At 60.1% G+C, this 19,216-nt stretch carries 16 protein-coding genes; 12 read left to right on the forward strand and 4 right to left on the reverse strand.

Annotated features, from left to right (window positions below):
* Positions 1-36: 36 nt before the first annotated feature.
* From urtB to ureC, 10 genes are all read left to right on the forward strand, one after another.
* Entirely contained in the window at positions 37-1,539 is a 1,503-nt protein-coding gene (gene urtB, locus AC1D2Q_RS09500; protein WP_477813025.1) for an urea ABC transporter permease subunit UrtB, read from the forward strand.
* Positions 1,539-2,618 (forward strand): urea ABC transporter permease subunit UrtC, encoded by a 1,080-nt coding sequence (gene urtC / locus AC1D2Q_RS09505; protein ID WP_477813026.1) that lies wholly within the window; start codon positions 1,539-1,541, stop codon positions 2,616-2,618. Before urtB ends, urtC begins: the two co-directional genes overlap by 1 nt.
* A complete protein-coding gene (gene urtD / locus AC1D2Q_RS09510) occupies positions 2,615-3,484 on the forward strand; it encodes an urea ABC transporter ATP-binding protein UrtD (RefSeq protein WP_477813027.1) in 870 nt (289 codons plus the stop codon). Before urtC ends, urtD begins: the two co-directional genes overlap by 4 nt.
* Before the next feature lie 57 nt (positions 3,485-3,541).
* Positions 3,542-4,240, forward strand: a complete 699-nt coding sequence (gene urtE / locus AC1D2Q_RS09515) for an urea ABC transporter ATP-binding subunit UrtE (RefSeq protein WP_477813028.1) — start codon at positions 3,542-3,544, stop codon at positions 4,238-4,240.
* A 31-nt stretch (positions 4,241-4,271) separates the two neighbouring features.
* Entirely contained in the window at positions 4,272-5,111 is an 840-nt protein-coding gene (locus AC1D2Q_RS09520) for an urease accessory protein UreD (protein WP_477813029.1), read from the forward strand.
* Between the two features lie 52 nt (positions 5,112-5,163).
* On the forward strand, positions 5,164-5,466 hold the full coding sequence (ureA, locus tag AC1D2Q_RS09525; RefSeq protein ID WP_007937143.1) for an urease subunit gamma: 303 nt from the start codon (positions 5,164-5,166) through the stop codon (positions 5,464-5,466).
* Between the two features lie 9 nt (positions 5,467-5,475).
* The gene (locus tag AC1D2Q_RS09530) at positions 5,476-6,009 is read left to right on the forward strand and encodes an N-acetyltransferase family protein (RefSeq protein ID WP_477813030.1); all 534 of its coding nucleotides are present in this window, start codon (positions 5,476-5,478) and stop codon (positions 6,007-6,009) included.
* Between the two features lie 6 nt (positions 6,010-6,015).
* Positions 6,016-6,549 carry a GNAT family N-acetyltransferase gene (locus AC1D2Q_RS09535; protein ID WP_018928452.1) on the forward strand — a complete coding sequence of 178 codons (534 nt, stop codon included), beginning with the start codon at positions 6,016-6,018 and terminating at the stop codon, positions 6,547-6,549.
* Complete coding sequence (locus AC1D2Q_RS09540; RefSeq protein ID WP_109627750.1) at positions 6,549-6,857, forward strand: urease subunit beta; 309 nt, start codon at positions 6,549-6,551, stop codon at positions 6,855-6,857. The genes AC1D2Q_RS09535 and AC1D2Q_RS09540 overlap by 1 nt, the downstream gene beginning before the upstream one ends.
* A 160-nt stretch (positions 6,858-7,017) precedes the next feature.
* Positions 7,018-8,718 carry an urease subunit alpha gene (ureC, locus tag AC1D2Q_RS09545; protein WP_477813031.1) on the forward strand — a complete coding sequence of 567 codons (1,701 nt, stop codon included), beginning with the start codon at positions 7,018-7,020 and terminating at the stop codon, positions 8,716-8,718.
* Positions 8,719-8,792: 74 nt separating this feature from the next.
* On the opposite strand, the gene AC1D2Q_RS09550 is transcribed toward ureC, so the two are convergent.
* Complete coding sequence (locus AC1D2Q_RS09550; RefSeq protein ID WP_477813032.1) at positions 8,793-13,703, reverse strand: dermonecrotic toxin domain-containing protein; 4,911 nt, start codon at positions 13,701-13,703, stop codon at positions 8,793-8,795.
* A gap of 242 nt (positions 13,704-13,945) precedes the next feature.
* On the opposite strand from AC1D2Q_RS09550, the gene AC1D2Q_RS09555 reads away from it, so the two are divergent.
* Positions 13,946-15,073: a sensor histidine kinase gene (locus tag AC1D2Q_RS09555; protein ID WP_477813033.1), complete on the forward strand. Its 1,128-nt coding sequence runs from the start codon at positions 13,946-13,948 to the stop codon at positions 15,071-15,073.
* A 13-nt stretch (positions 15,074-15,086) separates the two neighbouring features.
* Here the strand turns inward: AC1D2Q_RS09555 and AC1D2Q_RS09560 are convergent, their stop codons facing one another.
* Positions 15,087-15,392 (reverse strand): chaperone modulator CbpM, encoded by a 306-nt coding sequence (locus AC1D2Q_RS09560; protein ID WP_477813034.1) that lies wholly within the window; start codon positions 15,390-15,392, stop codon positions 15,087-15,089.
* 25 nt (positions 15,393-15,417) lie between these two features.
* Positions 15,418-16,365 (reverse strand): DnaJ C-terminal domain-containing protein, encoded by a 948-nt coding sequence (locus tag AC1D2Q_RS09565; RefSeq protein WP_477813035.1) that lies wholly within the window; start codon positions 16,363-16,365, stop codon positions 15,418-15,420.
* 296 nt (positions 16,366-16,661) lie between these two features.
* Here AC1D2Q_RS09565 and AC1D2Q_RS09570 point away from each other — a divergent pair, with 296 nt between their 5' ends.
* Positions 16,662-17,936 (forward strand): Hsp70 family protein, encoded by a 1,275-nt coding sequence (locus tag AC1D2Q_RS09570; RefSeq protein WP_477813036.1) that lies wholly within the window; start codon positions 16,662-16,664, stop codon positions 17,934-17,936.
* A 169-nt stretch (positions 17,937-18,105) separates the two neighbouring features.
* Here the strand turns inward: AC1D2Q_RS09570 and AC1D2Q_RS09575 are convergent, their stop codons facing one another.
* Positions 18,106-19,119 (reverse strand): AI-2E family transporter, encoded by a 1,014-nt coding sequence (locus AC1D2Q_RS09575; protein WP_018928460.1) that lies wholly within the window; start codon positions 19,117-19,119, stop codon positions 18,106-18,108.
* Between the last annotated feature and the right edge of the window lie 97 nt (positions 19,120-19,216).

The following is a 19,216-nucleotide window of genomic DNA, read 5'->3' on the forward strand; positions in this document are numbered from 1 at the left end:
GCAGAGCGTGGGAACGATCAACACAGGACACCTGCTATGCCCACCGCCCTTTGCCGCTTTATTCTTGCCCTCGCGCTGTTATTACCGATGGCTACCTATGCCGGCGACGCCGAAGATTTCGTCGCGGCCAATCCCGTGGTGCAAGCCAAGCTTCTGGAAACCTGGGCCGCGCAGCCCGATCCGGCCCGTATCGAACTGATCAACGCCCTGCAACAAGGCGAGCTGACCATCGATGGCCAACCGAAAACCCTGCGCCTGAACAATCGCCTGCGGGGTCTGATCGACACCGCTTTGGCCAGCCACCAGTTGCTCGCCGCCGACGCCAAAATCCGTTTGGCCGCCGCGCAGCAATTGCAGAAAAGCGCCAAACCGGCGCAGCTGAAATTCCTCGACCAACAGTTGACCAGCGAACAAGACGAAGCCGTTCATGCCGCCCTGAGCCTGGCCTTGGCCAATCTGCAACTGGTCGACAGTGACCCGACCGTGCGCCTCGCCGCCGTGCGTTTGCTCGGCGAAACCGGCGACCCACTGGCCCGCACCCGCCTCGAAGGCTTGCTCGAACCCGGCGTCGAAGCCGACGCCAGCGTGCGCACCGCCGCCGAAACCAGTCTGGCCCAGGTCAAACGCAAACTGCTGATCGGCGAAATGCTCGGCCAGGCCTTCAGTGGCATGTCCCTCGGTTCGATTCTGCTGCTCGCGGCATTGGGCTTGGCGATCACCTTCGGCCTGCTCGGCGTGATCAACATGGCCCACGGCGAGATGTTGATGCTCGGCGCTTACTCGACGTACGTGGTGCAGCTGATGTTCCAACGCTTCGCCCCACAAGCCATCGAGTTCTATCCGCTGATTGCCCTGCCGGTGGCGTTTTTCGTGACCGCCGCCATCGGCATGGCGCTGGAGCGCACGGTGATTCGCCACCTCTACGGCCGCCCGCTGGAAACCCTGCTCGCCACGTGGGGCATCAGCCTGATGCTGATCCAGTTGGTGCGGCTGGTGTTCGGCGCGCAGAACGTCGAAGTGGCCAACCCGGCGTGGTTGTCGGGCGGGATTCAGGTGCTGCCCAATCTGGTGCTGCCGTACAACCGCATCGTGATCATCGCGTTCGCCTTGTTTGTGGTGGTGCTGACCTGGCTGCTGTTGAACAAGACCCGCCTTGGCTTGAACGTGCGCGCCGTCACCCAGAACCGCAACATGGCCGCCTGCTGCGGCGTGCCCACCGGGCGCGTCGACATGCTCGCCTTCGGCTTAGGCTCGGGCATCGCCGGGCTCGGTGGCGTGGCGCTCAGCCAGATCGGTAACGTCGGCCCGGACCTCGGCCAGAGCTACATCATCGACTCATTCCTGGTGGTGGTGCTCGGTGGTGTCGGTCAATTGGCCGGTAGCGTGCTGGCCGCGTTCGGCCTGGGCATCGCCAACAAGATTCTCGAACCGCAGATCGGTGCGGTGCTGGGCAAAATCCTGATCCTCGCGTTGATCATTCTGTTCATCCAGAAACGTCCGCAAGGCCTCTTCGCACTGAAAGGACGGGTGATCGACTGATGAACCAGCCTCTGATGCTCACGGCCAGCCAAAAGGCCGGCCCCAAAGTCACGATTGCTGTCGGCGCGGTGATCCTTGTTTTACTGCTGGCGCTGCCATTGCTGTCGCTGTTGTCGCCGGACAGTGCGTTTCATGTCTCGGCCTACACGCTGACACTGGTGGGCAAGATTCTTTGCTATGCCATCGTCGCCCTGGCGCTCGATCTGGTCTGGGGCTACGCCGGCTTGCTGTCGCTGGGCCACGGTCTGTTCTTCGCCCTCGGCGGTTATGCGATGGGCATGTACCTGATGCGCCAGGCTTCGGGTGACGGCTTGCCGGCGTTCATGACGTTCCTGTCGTGGACCGAGTTGCCGTGGTACTGGACCGGCACCAGCAGCTTCCTCTGGGCCATGTGCCTGGTGGTATTGGCGCCGGGATTGCTGGCGCTGGTGTTCGGTTTCTTCGCCTTCCGCTCGCGGATCAAGGGCGTGTATTTCTCGATCATGACCCAGGCCCTGACCTTCGCCGGGATGCTGCTGTTTTTCCGCAACGAAACCGGGTTTGGCGGCAACAACGGCTTCACTAATTTTCGCAGCATTCTCGGCTTTGGCATTACGGAACCGGGGACTCGCGCGGTGTTGTTTTTCGCCACGGTGCTGTTGCTGGTGGCGAGTCTGTTCATCGGCTGGCGACTGGCGCAAAGCAAGTTCGGTCGGGTGCTGACCGCGCTACGGGATGCGGAAAACCGCCTGATGTTCTGCGGCTACGACCCTCGCGGCTTCAAGCTGTTTGTCTGGGTGTTGAGTGCGGTGTTGTGTGGCCTGGCGGGGGCGCTGTATGTGCCGCAAGTCGGGATCATCAACCCGAGCGAAATGTCGCCGACCAACTCGATCGAAGCGGCGGTCTGGGTTGCCTTGGGGGGGCGCGGCACGCTGATCGGCCCGCTGCTGGGTGCCGGCGTGGTCAACGGGATGAAGAGCTGGTTCACCGTGGCGTTTCCGGAATACTGGCTGTTCTTCCTCGGCGCGCTGTTCATCGTCGTGACGTTGTATCTGCCTAAGGGTGTGATCGGTCTGCTGAAGAAAAGGGGTGAACAATGAGGATTACTGCAACGGCTGAATTCATGCTCGAACCGGTCTTTTTTCCACCAGAGCCCAACAAGGACGCCGGCAGCAGCCGCGATGCCATCGGCCTCGGCCAACGCGTCGGCCCCGGCCTGAATACGCGTCACGGCACCATCCTGACGCTGGAAGACATCAGCGTCAGCTTCGATGGTTTCAAGGCACTCAACAATTTGAACCTGTACATCGGTGTCGGTGAATTGCGCTGCATCATCGGCCCCAACGGCGCGGGCAAAACCACGCTGATGGACGTGATCACCGGCAAGACCCGCCCCAGTCACGGCAAGGCCTGGTTCGGTGAAACCCTGGACCTGACGCAGATGAGCGAAGTGCAAATCGCCCAGGCCGGTATCGGTCGCAAGTTCCAGAAGCCAACCGTATTCGAAGCGCTGAGCGTGTTCGAAAACCTGGAGCTGGCGCAGAAAACCGACAAGTCGGTGTGGGCCAGCCTTCGAGCTCGCCTGAGTGGTGAACAAAAAGATCGCATCACCGAAGTGCTGGAAACCATTCGCCTGACCAGTTCGGTCAATCGCCCGGCAGGGTTGTTGTCCCACGGCCAGAAGCAGTTTCTGGAAATCGGCATGCTGCTGATGCAAGACCCGCAACTGCTGCTGCTCGACGAGCCGGTGGCGGGCATGACCGACGCTGAAACCGAATTCACCGCCGAACTGTTCAAGAGCCTGGCGGGCAAGCATTCACTGATGGTGGTGGAACACGACATGGGCTTCGTCGGCTCGATCGCCGACCACGTCACCGTGTTGCACCAGGGCAGCGTGCTGGCCGAAGGGTCACTTGCACAGGTGCAGGACAATGAGCGGGTGATCGAGGTCTACCTCGGCCGCTGATGAGCAATTGATCGATTCCGCGCTCTGCGTGGGAACGATCACAGGGGGAATTTGAAGATGCTGCAAGTCGACAAGCTGCACCAGTACTACGGCGGTAGCCACATCCTGCGGGGCCTGACGTTTGAGGTGAAGATCGGCGAAGTCACCTGCCTGCTGGGGCGCAACGGCGTGGGCAAGACCACCTTGCTCAAATGCCTGATGGGTTTGCTGCCGGCCAAAGAAGGCGCGGTGAACTGGGAAGGCCAACCGATCACCACATTCAAGCCGCACCAACGGGTGCATGCCGGTATCGCTTACGTGCCTCAGGGTCGGGAAATCTTCGGCCGGCTGACCGTGGAAGAAAACCTGCTGATGGGCCTGTCGCGGTTTCCCGGCTCCGAAGCCAAGGAAGTCCCGGCGTTCATCTACGAGCTGTTCCCGGTGCTGCTGCAAATGAAGCAACGGCGTGGCGGTGACTTGTCCGGGGGCCAGCAACAGCAACTGGCAATCGGCAGAGCACTGGCCAGCCGACCACGGCTGCTGATTCTCGACGAACCCACCGAAGGCATCCAACCGTCGGTGATCAAGGAAATCGGCGCGGTGATCAAGAAACTTGCAGTGCGTGGCGACATGGCGATTTTGCTGGTGGAGCAGTTCTACGATTTCGCCGCCGAGCTGGCCGATCAGTACCTGGTGATGTCCCGGGGCGAGATCGTGCAGCAGGGTCGTGGCGAAAATATGGAAGCCGAAGGTGTGCGCGGGCTGGTTACGATCTAACCTGCAGCCTTCTGACGATAAATTAGACGATATGAATTTACCTCTCCCCACTGCGCTGTTTACCCCGAGCTGGCATGCCGAGCTGGAGCTGGGCTACGCCCGTTTCGGCGCCAGCACCCGCCCGGTACAGCGCCGTCATCAAGGCCCGCTGCGGGTGCAGAAGCACTTGTATGCCGAAGGCCCCGAGGTGTGTCAGCACATCATCGTCCACCCACCGGGGGGGATTGCCGGCGGTGATCGGCTGGACATCTCGGCCAGCGTCGGCACGCACGCCTGGGCGCAAATCACCAGCCCCGGCGCCGCCAAGTGGTATCGCGCAGCCGGGCCGGCTTATCAGAAACTCGACTTGCGCGTGGCTGCCGGTGCTACGTTGGAGTGGTTGCCGCAAGAGACGATTATCTTCAGTGCCGCTCAGGCTGAACTCAGCACGAGCATTGATCTTGAAGGCGATGCCCGGTTGTTCTACTGGGACGTGGTAGCACTGGGTCGCCCGGCCAGTGGAGAGCGCTTCGACCTCGGGCACTTCCAGGCCCACCTGGATATCCGCCGCGACGGCCAGTTGCTCTGGCACGAACGCCAGCGCATTGCCGGGGATGACGGTTTGCTGGACTCGCCGATCGGGCTGGATGGGCAACCGGTGTTTGCGACGTTGCTGGTGACCGGAGAGATTGATAGCCAATTGCTGGAGAAGTGCCGCTCGCTGCCCAATGAGGTGCGCGGGGATCTGACGCAATTGCCGGGGCTGTTGGTCGCCCGGTGCCTGGCCGGTGAGGCGCTGCTGGCACGTGGCTGGCTGATCGATTTGTGGCGGTTATTGCGCCCGGCACTTTTAGGCCGCGAAGCCGTTCCTCCGCGAATATGGAGCACCTGAACACGAGGCGCACGATGCAAGATTTTTTAACTGCCGATTATGGATTTCTACGATGGACCTGACCCCACGCGAAAAAGACAAGCTGTTGATTTTCACCGCCGGCCTCGTGGCCGAACGGCGTTTGGCTCGCGGCGTGAAACTCAATTACCCGGAGGCCATGGCCTACATTTCTGCGGCGCTGCTCGAAGGCGCGCGTGACGGCCAGACCGTGGCCGAGCTGATGCACTACGGCACCACCCTGCTCAGCCGCGAACAAGTGATGGAAGGCATCCCGGAAATGATCCCGGAGATCCAGGTCGAAGCGACGTTTCCCGACGGCACCAAACTGGTCACCGTTCACCAACCGATCGCCTGAGGCCGCGCCATGACTTACCACATCCGCGATGCGCTGCACGCCGATCTGCCGGCGATCCGCGACATCTACAACGACGCCGTACTCAACACCACGGCGATCTGGAACGAACAGGCCGTGGACCTGGGCAACCGCCAGGCCTGGTTCAGCGCGCGGCAGGCCCAGGGCTATCCGATTCTGGTGATCGTCGACGGCGACGACAACGTACTCGGCTACGCTTCATTCGGTGACTGGCGGCCCTTCGACGGGTTCCGCCACACGGTCGAGCACTCGGTGTACGTGCGCAACGACCAACGTGGCAATGGCCTCGGCCCGCAACTGATGGCAGCGCTGATCGAGCGCGCCAAAGGCTGCAACAAACACGTGATGGTCGCCGCCATCGAAAGCGGTAACGGTGCCTCGATCCGGCTGCACGAGCGGGCCGGTTTTGTCGTCACCGGCCAAATGCCGCAGGTGGGTACCAAGTTCGGCCGCTGGCTGGACCTGACCTTCATGCAACTGATCCTCGACCCCGGCGTAATGCCACCCGGTCCCCACAAGGAGTGATGCCCCATGAACGCCGCCCAACTGCGACGCGTCAATGTTGAAAGCTTTGCGCACTATCGTCAGGGATTGATTGATCTGCTGCTCGACGCCGTCGGCTATGGCGCCAGCGTCGGGTTCATGGCGGATCTGGATGCCACCCAGGCCCGAGCCCATTTCGATGAAGTCCAGGACAACCTGAACAAAGGCAACGTGCTGCTGTGGGTGGTGGTCAAGGACGAACAGGTGCAGGCCAGTGTGCAACTGAACCTGTGCCAGAAAGCCAATGGGCTCAATCGCGCCGAAGTGCAGAAACTGCTGGTGCGTGAACATGCCCGTCGTCGCGGCCTGGGCCAGCAGTTGATGCATGCCCTTGAGCTTGCGGCCCGCCAGCACAAACGCGGCATGCTCTACCTCGACACCGAGGCCGGCTCCCCCGCCGAAGACTTCTACAAGGCCCTGGGTTACACCCGTGCCGGCGAAATTCCGGACTACGCCTGCGACCCGAACGGGCGCTACAAACCGACCGCCCTCTACTACAAGATTCTCCAAGGAGCCCAGTGATGATTCCCGGTGAGTACCAGATCCAGCCCGGCGACATCGAGCTTAACGTGGGCCGACGCACTGTCAGCCTGAAGGTGGCCAACAGCGGCGACCGGCCGATCCAGGTCGGCTCGCATTATCACTTTTTCGAAACCAACGACGCGCTGACCTTCGACCGCGCCGCCAGCCGTGGCATGCGCCTGAACATCCCCGCCGGCACCGCGGTGCGCTTCGAACCGGGGCAGAGCCGCGAGGTCGAGCTGGTGGACCTGGCCGGGCATCGCCGGGTGTTCGGGTTTGCCGGCAGGATCATGGGCGACCTCGATTAAAGATCAAAAGATCGCAGCCTCGCTTCGCTCGACAGCTCCTACAGAAAAACGCGATATCCGGGGGAACACGATCCCCCTGTAGAAGCTGTCGAGCGGAGCGAGGCTGCGATAGCGAGCTACGCGAGCGGTCTCAAACCCAATTGAATCCCAAGGCAAGCGCATGAAAATCTCAAGACAAGCCTACGCCGACATGTTCGGCCCCACCGTCGGTGACAAGGTCCGTCTGGCAGACACCGAACTGTGGATCGAAGTGGAACAGGACTTCACCACCTACGGCGAAGAAGTGAAATTTGGCGGCGGCAAGGTCATCCGCGACGGCCAGGGCCAAAGCCAACTGCTGGCTGCTGAGGTTGTCGATACCCTGATCACCAACGCGCTGATCATCGACCACTGGGGCATCGTCAAAGCCGACGTCGGCCTCAAGGACGGGCGCATCGCGGCCATCGGCAAGGCCGGCAACCCGGACATCCAGCCCAACGTCACCATCGCCGTCGGCGCCAGCACCGAAGTGATCGCCGGTGAAGGCATGATCCTCACCGCCGGCGGCATCGACACCCACATCCACTTCATCTGCCCGCAGCAGATCGAAGAAGCGCTGATGAGCGGCGTCACCACCATGATCGGCGGCGGCACGGGACCTGCCACCGGCACCAACGCCACCACCTGCACGTCAGGGCCGTGGCATCTGGCGCGCATGCTCCAGGCCGCCGATGCGTTCCCGATGAACATCGGCCTCACCGGCAAGGGCAACGCCAGCCTGCCGGAGCCGTTGATCGAGCAGGTCAAGGCCGGTGCCATCGGCCTCAAGCTGCACGAAGACTGGGGCACTACCCCGGCGAGTATCGACAACTGCTTGACCGTGGCCGACCAGTACGACGTGCAAGTGGCGATTCACACCGACACCCTCAACGAGTCCGGCTTCGTCGAAACCACCCTCGCCGCCTTCAAGGGCCGCACCATCCACACCTATCACACCGAAGGTGCCGGTGGCGGTCATGCGCCGGACATCATCAAGGCCTGCGGTTTCGCCAACGTGCTGCCGAGCTCGACCAACCCGACCCGGCCGTTCACCCGCAACACCATCGACGAACACCTCGACATGCTGATGGTCTGCCACCACCTGGACCCGAGCATTGCCGAAGACGTGGCGTTCGCCGAAAGCCGCATCCGGCGCGAGACGATTGCCGCCGAAGACATCCTCCACGACCTCGGCGCGTTCTCGATGATCAGCTCTGACAGTCAGGCCATGGGCCGCGTTGGCGAAGTCATCACCCGCACCTGGCAGACCGCCGACAAGATGAAAAAGCAACGCGGCCCACTGCCGGGCGACGGCGAAGGCAACGACAACTTCCGCGCCAAACGCTACATCGCCAAGTACACGATCAACCCGGCGATCACCCACGGCATCAGCCATGAAGTGGGTTCGGTCGAAGTGGGCAAATGGGCGGATCTGGTGCTCTGGCGCCCGGCATTCTTCGGGGTAAAACCGACGCTGATCCTCAAGGGCGGTGCCATTGCGGCCAGCCTGATGGGTGACGCCAACGCCTCGATCCCGACGCCGCAACCGGTGCACTACCGCCCGATGTTCGCCAGTTACGGCGGCTCGTTGCACGCCACTAGCCTGACTTTTATCAGCCAGGCGGCACAGGAAGCCGGTTTGCCTGAAGCCTTAGGGCTGAAGAAGAAAATCGCGGTGGTCAAAGGCTGCCGCGAGGTGCAGAAAACCGACCTGATTCACAACGATTACCTGCCGGACATCGACGTCGATCCGCAGACCTATCAGGTCAAGGCCGACGGTGTGCTGCTGTGGTGCGAGCCGGCGGATGTGTTGCCGATGGCTCAGCGTTACTTCCTGTTTTGAAATTCTGTCAGGTATAAAAAAACCGGCACGAAGGGCGTCAGTCTTCGTGCCGGTAGGGTTGTTTGTCGGGTCAATCAGTTATTCGGTTTGACCGTGAAGGGAATCTCTACCCTTTGCAGCTTCGCCCGATCCATCGCCTGCTGGGTCAGGGTCTTCATCAGCGTTTTCATCTCGGTGTTGATCGCCTCCAGCTCGGCGGCATAAGCCTCGTCTGTCATGACCTCTCCCGGAGCAATCGCGCTTTCCGGTTTACCCAACTCTGCGGCGAGGACCCGCAGTTCTTCTTTGAGAGCTGCCTTGGCCTCGACCGATAGATTCGGTTCGGTCGCGCGCCTATCAAGCGCCATGTAAAACTCCGTCGTCGCATCGATTCGGCGCCTGAAGACTTTGAAGGCGCTTCGATTCAAGCGCTGGATGAACGTGTCCCAGAACGGCTGTTCGATGATCGAATCACGCAACAAGTCGCCGGCTTCCAGAGCCAGTACCCGCTGATAGGCACTTTCGATCATCTCGGGGGTGACACCTGTGTGCGTGCGAAATTGCAAGTCACGGGATTGCCAGGGCAGATCCAGCCGTTCGGCCAGGTCCGTCATGTAGCCCAGATGTACTTCGACTTCATCGATGGTCCCCGAGACCAGGCCATTTTCATCGACGACCCTGAATTGCTCACCGTTCGCCAGTCGCTCGGCGACCACCTTGTGGGCGATCCGGCTCACTTCATCCAGGCGGGACTTGCCCCTGGCCAACTGCACCAGTTCCGCTTCCACCAGACCCGGACTGCGCAATGCGTAGGCTTCGTGGATCAACACTTCAACGCCCATCGCATTGAACAACTGTGCCCCGGCGTCGACGCAATTGGTAACCTCGTCTTTACCCATGACAAAAAGGTTGCGCCGCAACTCACTGTCTTTGGACATGGCTTCCAGCATTCGCCAGAGCTTGCTCGTCATGTCCACTCTAAATGCGCGATCGCTGTTGAAATGGCTGGACTCGGTGAGCTTCCTGATCTGATTGAAAAAAGGCACCGAACCGAACTCATCCTCAACGCTGTTCCATATCGCCTGTTTGGCGACCCATTCAGGCCGCGTCATGCCTTCCTCCCAATCAAGGCTGTCGCGCACGCCACGAGGCGGATACGGACGATCGGGGTCCAGGCCGACGGACCTGATGTTATCTCTGAGCGTGTTCAGATTCTCGGCCGACAACCACTGCGGGTCGCGACTCAACACCGTCCGTGCCAACAACTCCGCCTCGCCAGAGCCAGGTGTTACCTGGGGAATAGCTGTCAGCTCATTGCGTTGCAGGTTCAGGTAGAAATGCCGGAATCTGGGTTGAGAAAACAGCCCGTCCGGCCAGGTATGAATACCGGTCTCACCCAGCATCACGGTGTGTAGCATGCGCATACCACCGATATCGGGCACTCGCCCTAACGGGTTTCCCTGCAAATCGAGACTTTGAAGCCGGGTAAGCCATCTTAAGTACGTAGCGCCCTGCGCATCCAGCACAATCCGGTTATCGCCGAGGTACAACTCGGTCAGCCCACGCATTCGCCCCACCGAAGGAGGAAATTGCGTGAGCCGGTTGCCGGTGAGATTCAGCGAACGCAGGCGCGGAAAATGATCAAGAAAGGTGATGTGTGCGTCGGTCATCTCAGTGCCCAGCAAGTTCAGGCTGGTCACGTGCTGAAAATCGGCTTCCAGAGGGGGCATGGTTCCCAAGTGTCGTCCCATGGGCATATTTCTGAGGTCAAGCACTGTTCCCTGCAGAGTCTCGAAAGAGTCCACATGCCCGGGCCCGGTTTGCTGCCAGCACTGACGAATGGCCCTGTAAAGTGAGTTTCTGGACTGCCATTCGGCAACGCCGGCAGGGCTGAGCCTGTTCGCTTCGGTCGGCGAATTCAGCCAGCGCTGGAAGTTGGTATTGAGGCGGTTGAATTCCGCTTCCAGCGCACTGGCCCGCAGCTCCGGGTCAGCCTCGTTGCCGCCACCGTCCAGATAAGCCTGGGCTTGCTCTTCTGTCCAGCCCGGCCGCACGCTCCTGACGCGTTCCTGCAACGTCAGGCGACCGGTGAGCCGTCGAATGCCTTGCGGAAGAGGCATTCCACCGAGCAGCTTCATCGTCTCGGGATCATAAGCAGGCTTGCGCAGGGGGTTGTCCGCCAGCATCGGGCGAAGCTGGTCACGCGCCAAGGGTGCATTTTGAACGGTGTGCTTGAGTGTCGCGCCTTGATTGATTTCAAAACCCAGTGCTTTGCGTTCAGCGTCAGGCAGGGCATGCAATACCGAAGAAAACAGGTCATCGGCGCCGTGCAGATGGTTGTCCTCGGCATCCCGCGCTTCATAACCGTTTTCCGTGCTGACCAGGACTTTGCGCACATCCGCTTCATCTGGGCCAATGCTGTCGCGCACACGGCCAGTGAAAGAATGCTCGCGAATCTCGATGCGCACCTCCTGCGGCCAGTTCGGCAAGCTTTCCAGGCTATGCAATGCCAGCCTTTCCGTATCCAGCGCCTGCAGTGAATCAAGGAACAACCCTTCATAGGCACGCGACAGACGCACCTCCAGCGAGGCGGCGCGCGCCTGTTGCCCGAGGTGCAAGCCAATACGCTTTTGCTCGGCCAGCACTCGCAAGTCAGCCGGATCAGCGGCGCTCAGTAACTCCTCTGCCATGTTGGCGGGCAATTGCGCAAAAGTGTCCTGAAGCGTCCTGGCGTCGGCAATGTTTGACTGGCCGTTCTCAGGCAGCTTCCCCGTGTCCGCCCACGCCTTGAACCGGTTGATCGTGTCGACCAGCAACGCGGGCGGCGTTTCATTTTCGACATGCAGCCGACGCAACACATCTTCTTCGACGCCACTGGCGATACGGATGTGTTCAAGCGTTGCGTCGTCGAACGTTTCTACCCTCGCCCCCAACCGTCGCATGAGCTCGGTGGAGGTCCATTCGACAGGGCGGTCGAGCTCGGTATGCCAGGTGCCGGCGCCATTGTGTTCAAGCTTCGGTTGGTACGCCATCGCTCGATCCGGATGGAGAATCCGCGGTTGCCCCGTGAGTGGATCGTCTTGCACCGCAAAGTATTTACCGCCGCTCGACAGAAACTCCTGATCGTTGTGCAGATACAGGCCTCGCTCGTTTGGCTTCGTATCCGGACTCAGACTGACTTGATGTTCATACGGACTCAGGTCCGGATTCCAGAGACGGGTCTTGCCGTCAGCGAGCACCACCGGCTTCAGCTGTTCGACAAAAGATGAAGGCCGGACCGCTGCCGCTGCGCCCGTGGGTAAAACATGCCCTGCCGCCATGATTGCCAACTGGGCAGCATTGATCAGGACACCGCACAGAAGCGCTGCCGCTTCTTCCTTGTCTCCCTTGCTCCAGTCCTCAATGCCCTCCATGGTTTCGAGCAGCATTTGCCCGACCATCACGCCCAACATGGCCTCTCCCAGGCCCGGCACCAGCATTGCGCCGAAGTTGAACACATTCCAGCCGATGTTCGCGTAACTCCTCAGCCGCGCCCAGCGGGCATTGGCATCTTCATCGCCAGTGGGCACGGCGATATGTCGCGCATCGGCGATGGCCTTGTCGCGCCGCCATCGACTGAGCCGAGGCCAGAGCGCGCCTTCAATCACGTTGGTGATCGGCTCTGCATCGGGGTTTTCCACCGCAGTTTCCCGCCACCATGGCCCCATGCTCAACGGCTCCCGCTGCTGCCAGGTAAAGGTGCTGAAGCGTTCCCTGACGCGAGCGAAAAACCTGCCCTGGTCTTTTTGCGGTACGAACCGACTGAAGAACTGCTGATAGTCCGACGAGCGCAACTGGCTCGTCAGCTCCTTCATGAAGTCGGTAAAGGACGGATATTCCTTCAAGGGATGTTCAGGGTCGTCCGGTACGTAGGCGATCAAGGTGCCATCGAGCCGGCTCTGCGTGAAAATATCGTTCCTGCCCAGCATCTCGTCGACCACACCGCTTGGCCCGTTGGCAAAAAAGGCCTTGAGCAGTTTGAATTGATCAAACTCCTGCCCGGGTAAAATGGCCAGTTTGCGCGACCACTCCATCATTGTTCGTTGGTGTGCCGGAACCAGGCTGTTGTAGATTCGCTTTACTCGTGTTGGATCAGCCACTGCACTGAACAACACGATACCCGACAGCTTCACGCCCAAAAGAGTCAGCCGATGAGACTGTAACGGGCGATTGCCCATCGTGATGTTTGTCTGGTTGTCTCGCAGTTGCTGCAACTTGCCATATGCATAAGAAGTGATATCACTCTTCAAATAGGCAATCAGGGCTGACTCATTGAACGCGGCCTTTTCGGTCCCGATGAAGTGCTGCTCAAGCGAGGCTTTGGCATCAACCGCCGAAGGGGCCAGCAACCCTTTGATGTGCCGTTGATATTGCGCACCGAGATCCAGATCCCTGCAAAGGCTCGCAAAACTTTCGATGGTCAATGAATGGCGCTTCAGGGCTCCCTCGGCGTCGGTAGTGAAAATGCCGGAGCCATCACGAAAGGCGCCAGCACGGGTTTCAGAGTCCTCGAAGTTATGGAGTGCGGCCTCCAGCAGAGTTGACTGCCTGAGCCGACTGGCATTGGTGTCGACGCCAAAACCCAGGAGCGCCGGAATATAAAGCCGTACCGATGTCGCATGAACATCCAGATCCAGGTTCAGCTTTTCTTTCAGGGCCTGAACAAGCAAGGGTTCGGCGAACTTATTGATGTCCTTTTGTAAATCGCCCAGTGTGTCATCCAGGCTGTCTTGCAACCGCCAGCGCTCACTCATGAGTTCCTTGAGATACTGACGGTCGATAGCGCTGGCCTTGACGTACCACTCGGGAAAGTCGGGTGGCTGGATTGCATTTGATACAAGTTTTGATACCGATGGTTTATTTATTAACGCCGGGACTTTGGTTGCAAGATAATTCAGATAAATGTTTTCACCGACAGCGAGCACTGGAGAAGTGCCCGAAACAGATCCTTCTGATATTTCATTCATTACGCATGTATCCCTATGCGATCAACAGAACGCCCAGCTTATTCAATGACGACAAAAATAAAAGCTCAAATAGTTGTTGGGAAAAAGCGATAAAACCAACAACACCACTCAACTTGAGAATCTAAAAAATAATTAAATACCACCCGCAAAACTCGCAAGCCTGATCCGCCTTGTCAGCGGTAGTTTTTACCCGTCGGCAAAGGGGCTAAGATGCCAAGAGTTTCCAGTCAGGTGTGCCGGCCATGCGCTTATCCGAATTCATCAGGCAACACGTGGACCGCATCGTCGATGAATGGGAGCAGTTCGCCAGAACGATCACCCCGGCGGCCGAGTGCATGGATCGAGCAGCCTTGCGCGACCACGCCAAGGCGATTCTGCTAGCCGCCGCGCGAGACATGACTACTGCACAAACCGCCAGCGAACAACATGCCAAAGCCAAGGGTGAAGGTCCGGAGAAGACCCCAAGCCTGGACAAGGCCGGCGCCAGCCATGGAGAACTGCGTCATACCGTGGGTTTCGACCTGGTGCAGATGACCTCGGAGTTCCGTCATCTGCGTGCGTGCGTGATCCGCCTGTGGGTCAACAGCCTGGACGCCCCCGACATCGCCTATTTTCAGGACATGATCCGTTTCAACGAAGCCATCGACGAAGCCCTGGCCGAATCCACCGAGGCTTATGCCGAACAGGTCAATCGTTCCCGGGACATCTTTTTGGCGATCCTCGGCCATGACCTGCGCGCACCGTTGCAAGCAGTGAGCATGTCCACGGAATTGCTGCTACGCAAAGCCGCTCTTGAAGGCGACGCGCTGACGTGCGCAATCCATATCCAACGTGGCGCTCGGCACATGGCGGTGATGGTCGGCGATTTGCTGGAGCTGGTCCGCAGTCGCCTGGGCAAGCGCCTGCCGATCGAGCCGGCGCCCATGGACCTGGCCGAAACGGCACGCGAAGCGATTGCCCAAGCCTGCGCTGCCCATCCGCAATGCGATCCGACGCTGAGCGTTGAAGGCGATACTCAAGGTGTATGGGATGGCCGAAGGCTCGCTCAAATGCTGCAAAACCTGATCGGCAATGCGTTACAACACGGTTCGAACCACCGCGCGGTCAAACTGACCCTCAGGGGTGAAACGGACAGCGTTCGCCTCACCGTGCACAACGACGGTACGCCGATTCCACCCGAGGCGATCGGCACGATCTTCGATCCGCTGGTACGCAGTGCCGACGAAGAGCTCGGCGGGCCGAGCACCAGCCTCGGTCTGGGGCTATTCATCGTCAAGGAAGTGGTTGATGCCCATCAAGGGACGATCGAGGTCAGTTCCAGTGAGGCCGAGGGCACACTGTTTAGCGTGGTGTTGCCACGCAAGATCTGAAGTCGACATTCGACTACAGGATCACCAGCCGCCCCAACCGCTGCTTGAGCATGCGGTTCTCGGCCCGCAGTTGCTGGACCTCGTCAAGCAGGTCCAGCGCCAGGGCGACGCCTTCCCATTCCAGCTCCAGATCGCGCCGCAGCTTGGCGGCGCGCTTGGCCAATACCAGTTCGTAGTCGGTGAAACGCCAATCCCTGGGCTCTGTCCCCTGTGGTTCGAGGATGCCGTGTTCGACGATCTCGATCACATGCACGTCCGACAACTCGGTCGCCTCACAGAATTCTGCCAGGTCCAATAGAACGATCACGGGGTCGCTCATGATTGGGCTCCTCCTTATCTCGGAATCAAAAATTCTCTCGCGGATCGAAAGCGGCTTTTTTCGCCAACTCCTCCCACAACGCCTTGACGTCATGGTCGAGTTTTTTCGGCATCACCGCCTTGAGCTGCACGAACAGGTAACCACGGTGCCCGGCCTTGTGCATCAGGCCGTGGCCCTTGGCGCGCATGCGCTGGCCATTCTGGCTGCCAGCCGGAACCTTGAGGTTGATCTTGCCGGTCAGGGTCGGCACCGCGACTTCGGTCCCCAGCGCCAGTTCCCACGGCGCCAGCGGCAAGGTGATGATCAGGTTCTCGCCTTCGACATCGAATTTGGGGTGCGGCGCAAAACGAATGGTCAGGTACAGGTCGCCATTGGTCCCGCCACCGATGCCCGGAGCGCCCTGGCCCTTGAGGCGGATGCGCTCGCCGTCAGTCACGCCGGCGGGGATCTTCACGTTCAGGCTTTTGCTGGTATTGCTGACATGCTGGCCGGCAGCGTTGTACTGCGGCACCTGAAAGCTGACCTTCTTCGATTCGGTCGAGAGGGTTTCTTCCAGAAAAACCGGTAATTCCATTTCCACGTCTTGCCCTCGACGACCGGCACTATGGCCCGACCGTCCACCGCCACCGAAACCCGAACCACGGTTGCCGAAGATCGAACTGAAGAAGTCCGAGAAATCGCCCGTGTCCTGACCACCGCCACCGAAACCACCACGACTCTGCCAACCCGGTGGGCCCTGGAACGGCTGGCCGTGGTGACCGTATTTGCGCAAGTCGTCGTATTCGGCGCGCTTGTCGGCGCTTTTCAGCGCTTCATAGGCTTCCGACGCGTCCTTGAACTTGGCCTCGGCGTCCTTTTCCTTGCTGACATCGGGGTGGTATTTGCGCGCCAGCTTCCGATAGGCGGCCTTGATCGCCTTATCGTCCGCGGTCGGCTCCACGCCGAGAATCTTGTAATAGTCTTTGAAGTCCATCGAGGGAATCACCATCCATTATCGAAATCGCGCCACTCGGTACAGCATGCTCTGGTTTACAGCGTCTTGATTGATCAATCTCAATTTTGTGACCGGGCAGCGCATCAGTAGTTTATCGGCAGCCGGGCGCAGTTCTTGCTGTCGCCCAAGGATTGCCAAACCTATGCAGGGAAGTTTGGGGGCGATGGCCCATCTTTCAAGCGCAGATCAATGCGATTTAACAGATAGTCGGCCTTCGAATCTGCGCCGCACTGACATACACTGCGCGGCCGTTTTTTAACCGGAACTTGAAAGACATGAAAAACGCATCTCCAGCCCGTGCCTGCGGTATCGACTTCGGCACGTCCAACTCCACCGTCGGCTGGCTGCGCCCCGGCATGGAAACGCTGATCGCGCTGGAGGACGACAAGATAACCCTGCCCTCGGTGGTCTTCTTCAATATCGAAGAACGCCGCCCGGTGTACGGCCGGCTGGCGCTGCACGAGTACCTGGAAGGTTACGAAGGCCGGTTGATGCGCTCGCTCAAGAGCCTGCTGGGCTCCAAGCTGATCAAGCACGACACCAGCGTCCTCGGCACGGCGATGCCGTTCAAGGACCTGCTCGGGCTGTTCATCGGCCAGTTGAAAAAGCGCGCCGAAGCCGCTGCCGGTCGGGAGTTCGAGGAAGTGGTGCTGGGCCGTCCGGTGTTTTTCGTCGATGACGATGAACTGGCCGACCAGGAAGCCGAGAACACCCTGGTGGACGTAGCCCGCGCCATCGGCTTCAAGGAAGTCTCGTTCCAGTACGAGCCGATTGCAGCGGCGTTCGACTACGAGTCGACCATCGAAAAGGAAGAGCTGGTACTGATCGTCGACATCGGCGGCGGTACGTCGGACTTCTCCCTGGTGCGCCTGTCCCCTGAGCGACGTGGCCACGACAACCGTCACGACGACATTCTCGCCACCGGCGGCGTGCACATCGGCGGGACCGATTTCGACAAACAGCTGAGTCTGCAAGGCCTGATGCCGCTGTTCGGCTACGGCAGCCGGATGAAGAGCGGCGCCTACATGCCCACCAGCCATCACATGAACCTGGCGACCTGGCACACCATCAACTCGGTGTACTCGCAGAAATCGACCCTGGCCCTGGGCAGCATGCGCTACGACATCGAAGACACCGGCGGCATCGATCGCCTGTTCAAGCTGATCGACCAGCGCGCCGGGCACTGGCTGGCGATGGAAGTGGAAGAGACCAAGATTCAGCTGACTCATGCCGACAGCCGCCATGTGCCGCTGGACCGCATCGAGCCCGGTTTGAGTGTGGAACTGACTCGTGCGCTGTTCGAATCAGCCATCGACAACTTGCTGGAGCGGGTGCGCAACAGCGTGACCCAATTGCTGAACGACGCGAATGTGCGGGTCGATCAGGTAGATACGGTGTTCTTCACTGGCGGTTCGAGCGGGATTCCGGCGCTGCGCAACAGCGTCTCGGCGATGTTGCCGAAGGCGCAGCATGTGGAAGGCAACATCTTCGGCAGCATCGGCAGCGGGTTGGCGATCGAGGCGGCCAAGCGTTACGGCCCGATGGATTGACCGAAACCCTGTGGCGAGGGGGCTTGCCCCCGTTTAATGATCGTTCCCACGCTCTGCGTGGGAATGCCGCCATGGACGCTCAGCGTCCGCTGTTGAAGCTGTGACGCGGAGCGTCACGGGATGCATTCCCACGCAGAGCGTGGGAACGATCGGTTAGATCAACACTGGATCAAACCATCCCCACCTGCTTCAACTCACTCTTCAGGTACGCGTAATAAATCGGCCCCGCCACCACCCCCGGCAGGCCGAACGCGGCTTCGAACACCAGCATCGCCAGCAGCAACTCCCACGACTTGGCACTGATCTGCCCGCCGACGATGCGCGCGTTGAGGAAGTATTCGAGCTTGTGGATAAAGATCAGATACCCCAGCGCCGCCACCGCCACCCAGATCGACAGCGACAGGCCGACGATGGTGATCAAGGTGTTCGACATCAGGTTGCCGATCACCGGCAACAAGCCGAGCAGGAAGGTCAGCACGATCAGGGTTTTGGTCAGCGGCAGCTTGATCCCGAACATCGGCAGGACCACCGCGAGGAAAATCCCGGTGAAGAAGGTGTTGAGCAGGGAAATCTTGATCTGCGCGAACACGATGTTGCGAAACGCCTGGACCAACAGGTGCAAGCGGTCGAACAGCGCCGCGGCCAAGGGTTTGCGCTTGGTCAGGTCCGGCACGCGTTGCAAGGCGATGATCGCCCCCAGCACCATGCCGATCAGCAGCGTCACGAACATGTGCGCCGCGTCCTTGCCCACCAGTTGCAAGTCGCTCAAGTGCTTGCTCATCCACTCGCCGATGGCCACCCGGAACTCGGCGGCACTGGCCGGCAAATAAGCGTCGATGAACGGCGGCAGCTGCCCGCGTGCGCGGTCGACCACGCCCATGAATTTATCGAGGGAAGCACCGGGGTTTTCTGCCTCGTGCAGCAGAAAACTGATCGCACCGGCAAAGATCAGCGCCAGCACACTGACCACCAAAGTCCCCAGCAACGCCACTGCCAGCCAGCGCGCGCGGCGGCCTTCGATCAGCCGTTGCAATTGCGGCGTGAGCATGTTGACCAGTTCGAACACCAACAACCCGGCCAGCAGGCTGGGCAGCAATCGCAGAGGGATCACCAGCAGCAAACCGCCAAAAATGATGACCCAACTGATGAGCAACAAGACCTGACGCTGAGAAAACGCTGACATACAGCCTCAAAACGAACGACGTGAAAGGATTGGCAGTCTGCCAGCGTTCCGGCGCCGAAGCGAGCGGATGACCCACACGCCGTGTCGCGGCGAAAAG

The organism is Pseudomonas sp. P1_A1, assembly GCF_056406935.1.

Bases quoted from the DNA above. Each gene is read 5' to 3' on its own strand.
- urtB (WP_477813025.1), top strand. From the start codon at position 37: ATGCCCACCGCCCTTTGCCGCTTTATTCTTGCCCTCGCGCTGTTATTA.
- AC1D2Q_RS09530 (WP_477813030.1), top strand. From the start codon at position 5,476: ATGACTTACCACATCCGCGATGCGCTGCACGCCGATCTGCCGGCGATC.
- AC1D2Q_RS09555 (WP_477813033.1), top strand. From the start codon at position 13,946: ATGCGCTTATCCGAATTCATCAGGCAACACGTGGACCGCATCGTCGAT.
- AC1D2Q_RS09540 (WP_109627750.1), top strand. From the start codon at position 6,549: ATGATTCCCGGTGAGTACCAGATCCAGCCCGGCGACATCGAGCTTAAC.
- urtC (WP_477813026.1), top strand. From the start codon at position 1,539: ATGAACCAGCCTCTGATGCTCACGGCCAGCCAAAAGGCCGGCCCCAAA.
- ureA (WP_007937143.1), top strand. From the start codon at position 5,164: ATGGACCTGACCCCACGCGAAAAAGACAAGCTGTTGATTTTCACCGCC.
- ureC (WP_477813031.1), top strand. From the start codon at position 7,018: ATGAAAATCTCAAGACAAGCCTACGCCGACATGTTCGGCCCCACCGTC.
- AC1D2Q_RS09565 (WP_477813035.1), bottom strand. From the start codon at position 16,365: ATGGACTTCAAAGACTATTACAAGATTCTCGGCGTGGAGCCGACCGCG.
- AC1D2Q_RS09570 (WP_477813036.1), top strand. From the start codon at position 16,662: ATGAAAAACGCATCTCCAGCCCGTGCCTGCGGTATCGACTTCGGCACG.
- AC1D2Q_RS09560 (WP_477813034.1), bottom strand. From the start codon at position 15,392: ATGAGCGACCCCGTGATCGTTCTATTGGACCTGGCAGAATTCTGTGAG.
- AC1D2Q_RS09535 (WP_018928452.1), top strand. From the start codon at position 6,016: ATGAACGCCGCCCAACTGCGACGCGTCAATGTTGAAAGCTTTGCGCAC.
- urtE (WP_477813028.1), top strand. From the start codon at position 3,542: ATGCTGCAAGTCGACAAGCTGCACCAGTACTACGGCGGTAGCCACATC.
- AC1D2Q_RS09520 (WP_477813029.1), top strand. From the start codon at position 4,272: ATGAATTTACCTCTCCCCACTGCGCTGTTTACCCCGAGCTGGCATGCC.
- AC1D2Q_RS09575 (WP_018928460.1), bottom strand. From the start codon at position 19,119: ATGTCAGCGTTTTCTCAGCGTCAGGTCTTGTTGCTCATCAGTTGGGTC.
- urtD (WP_477813027.1), top strand. From the start codon at position 2,615: ATGAGGATTACTGCAACGGCTGAATTCATGCTCGAACCGGTCTTTTTT.
- AC1D2Q_RS09550 (WP_477813032.1), bottom strand. From the start codon at position 13,703: ATGAATGAAATATCAGAAGGATCTGTTTCGGGCACTTCTCCAGTGCTC.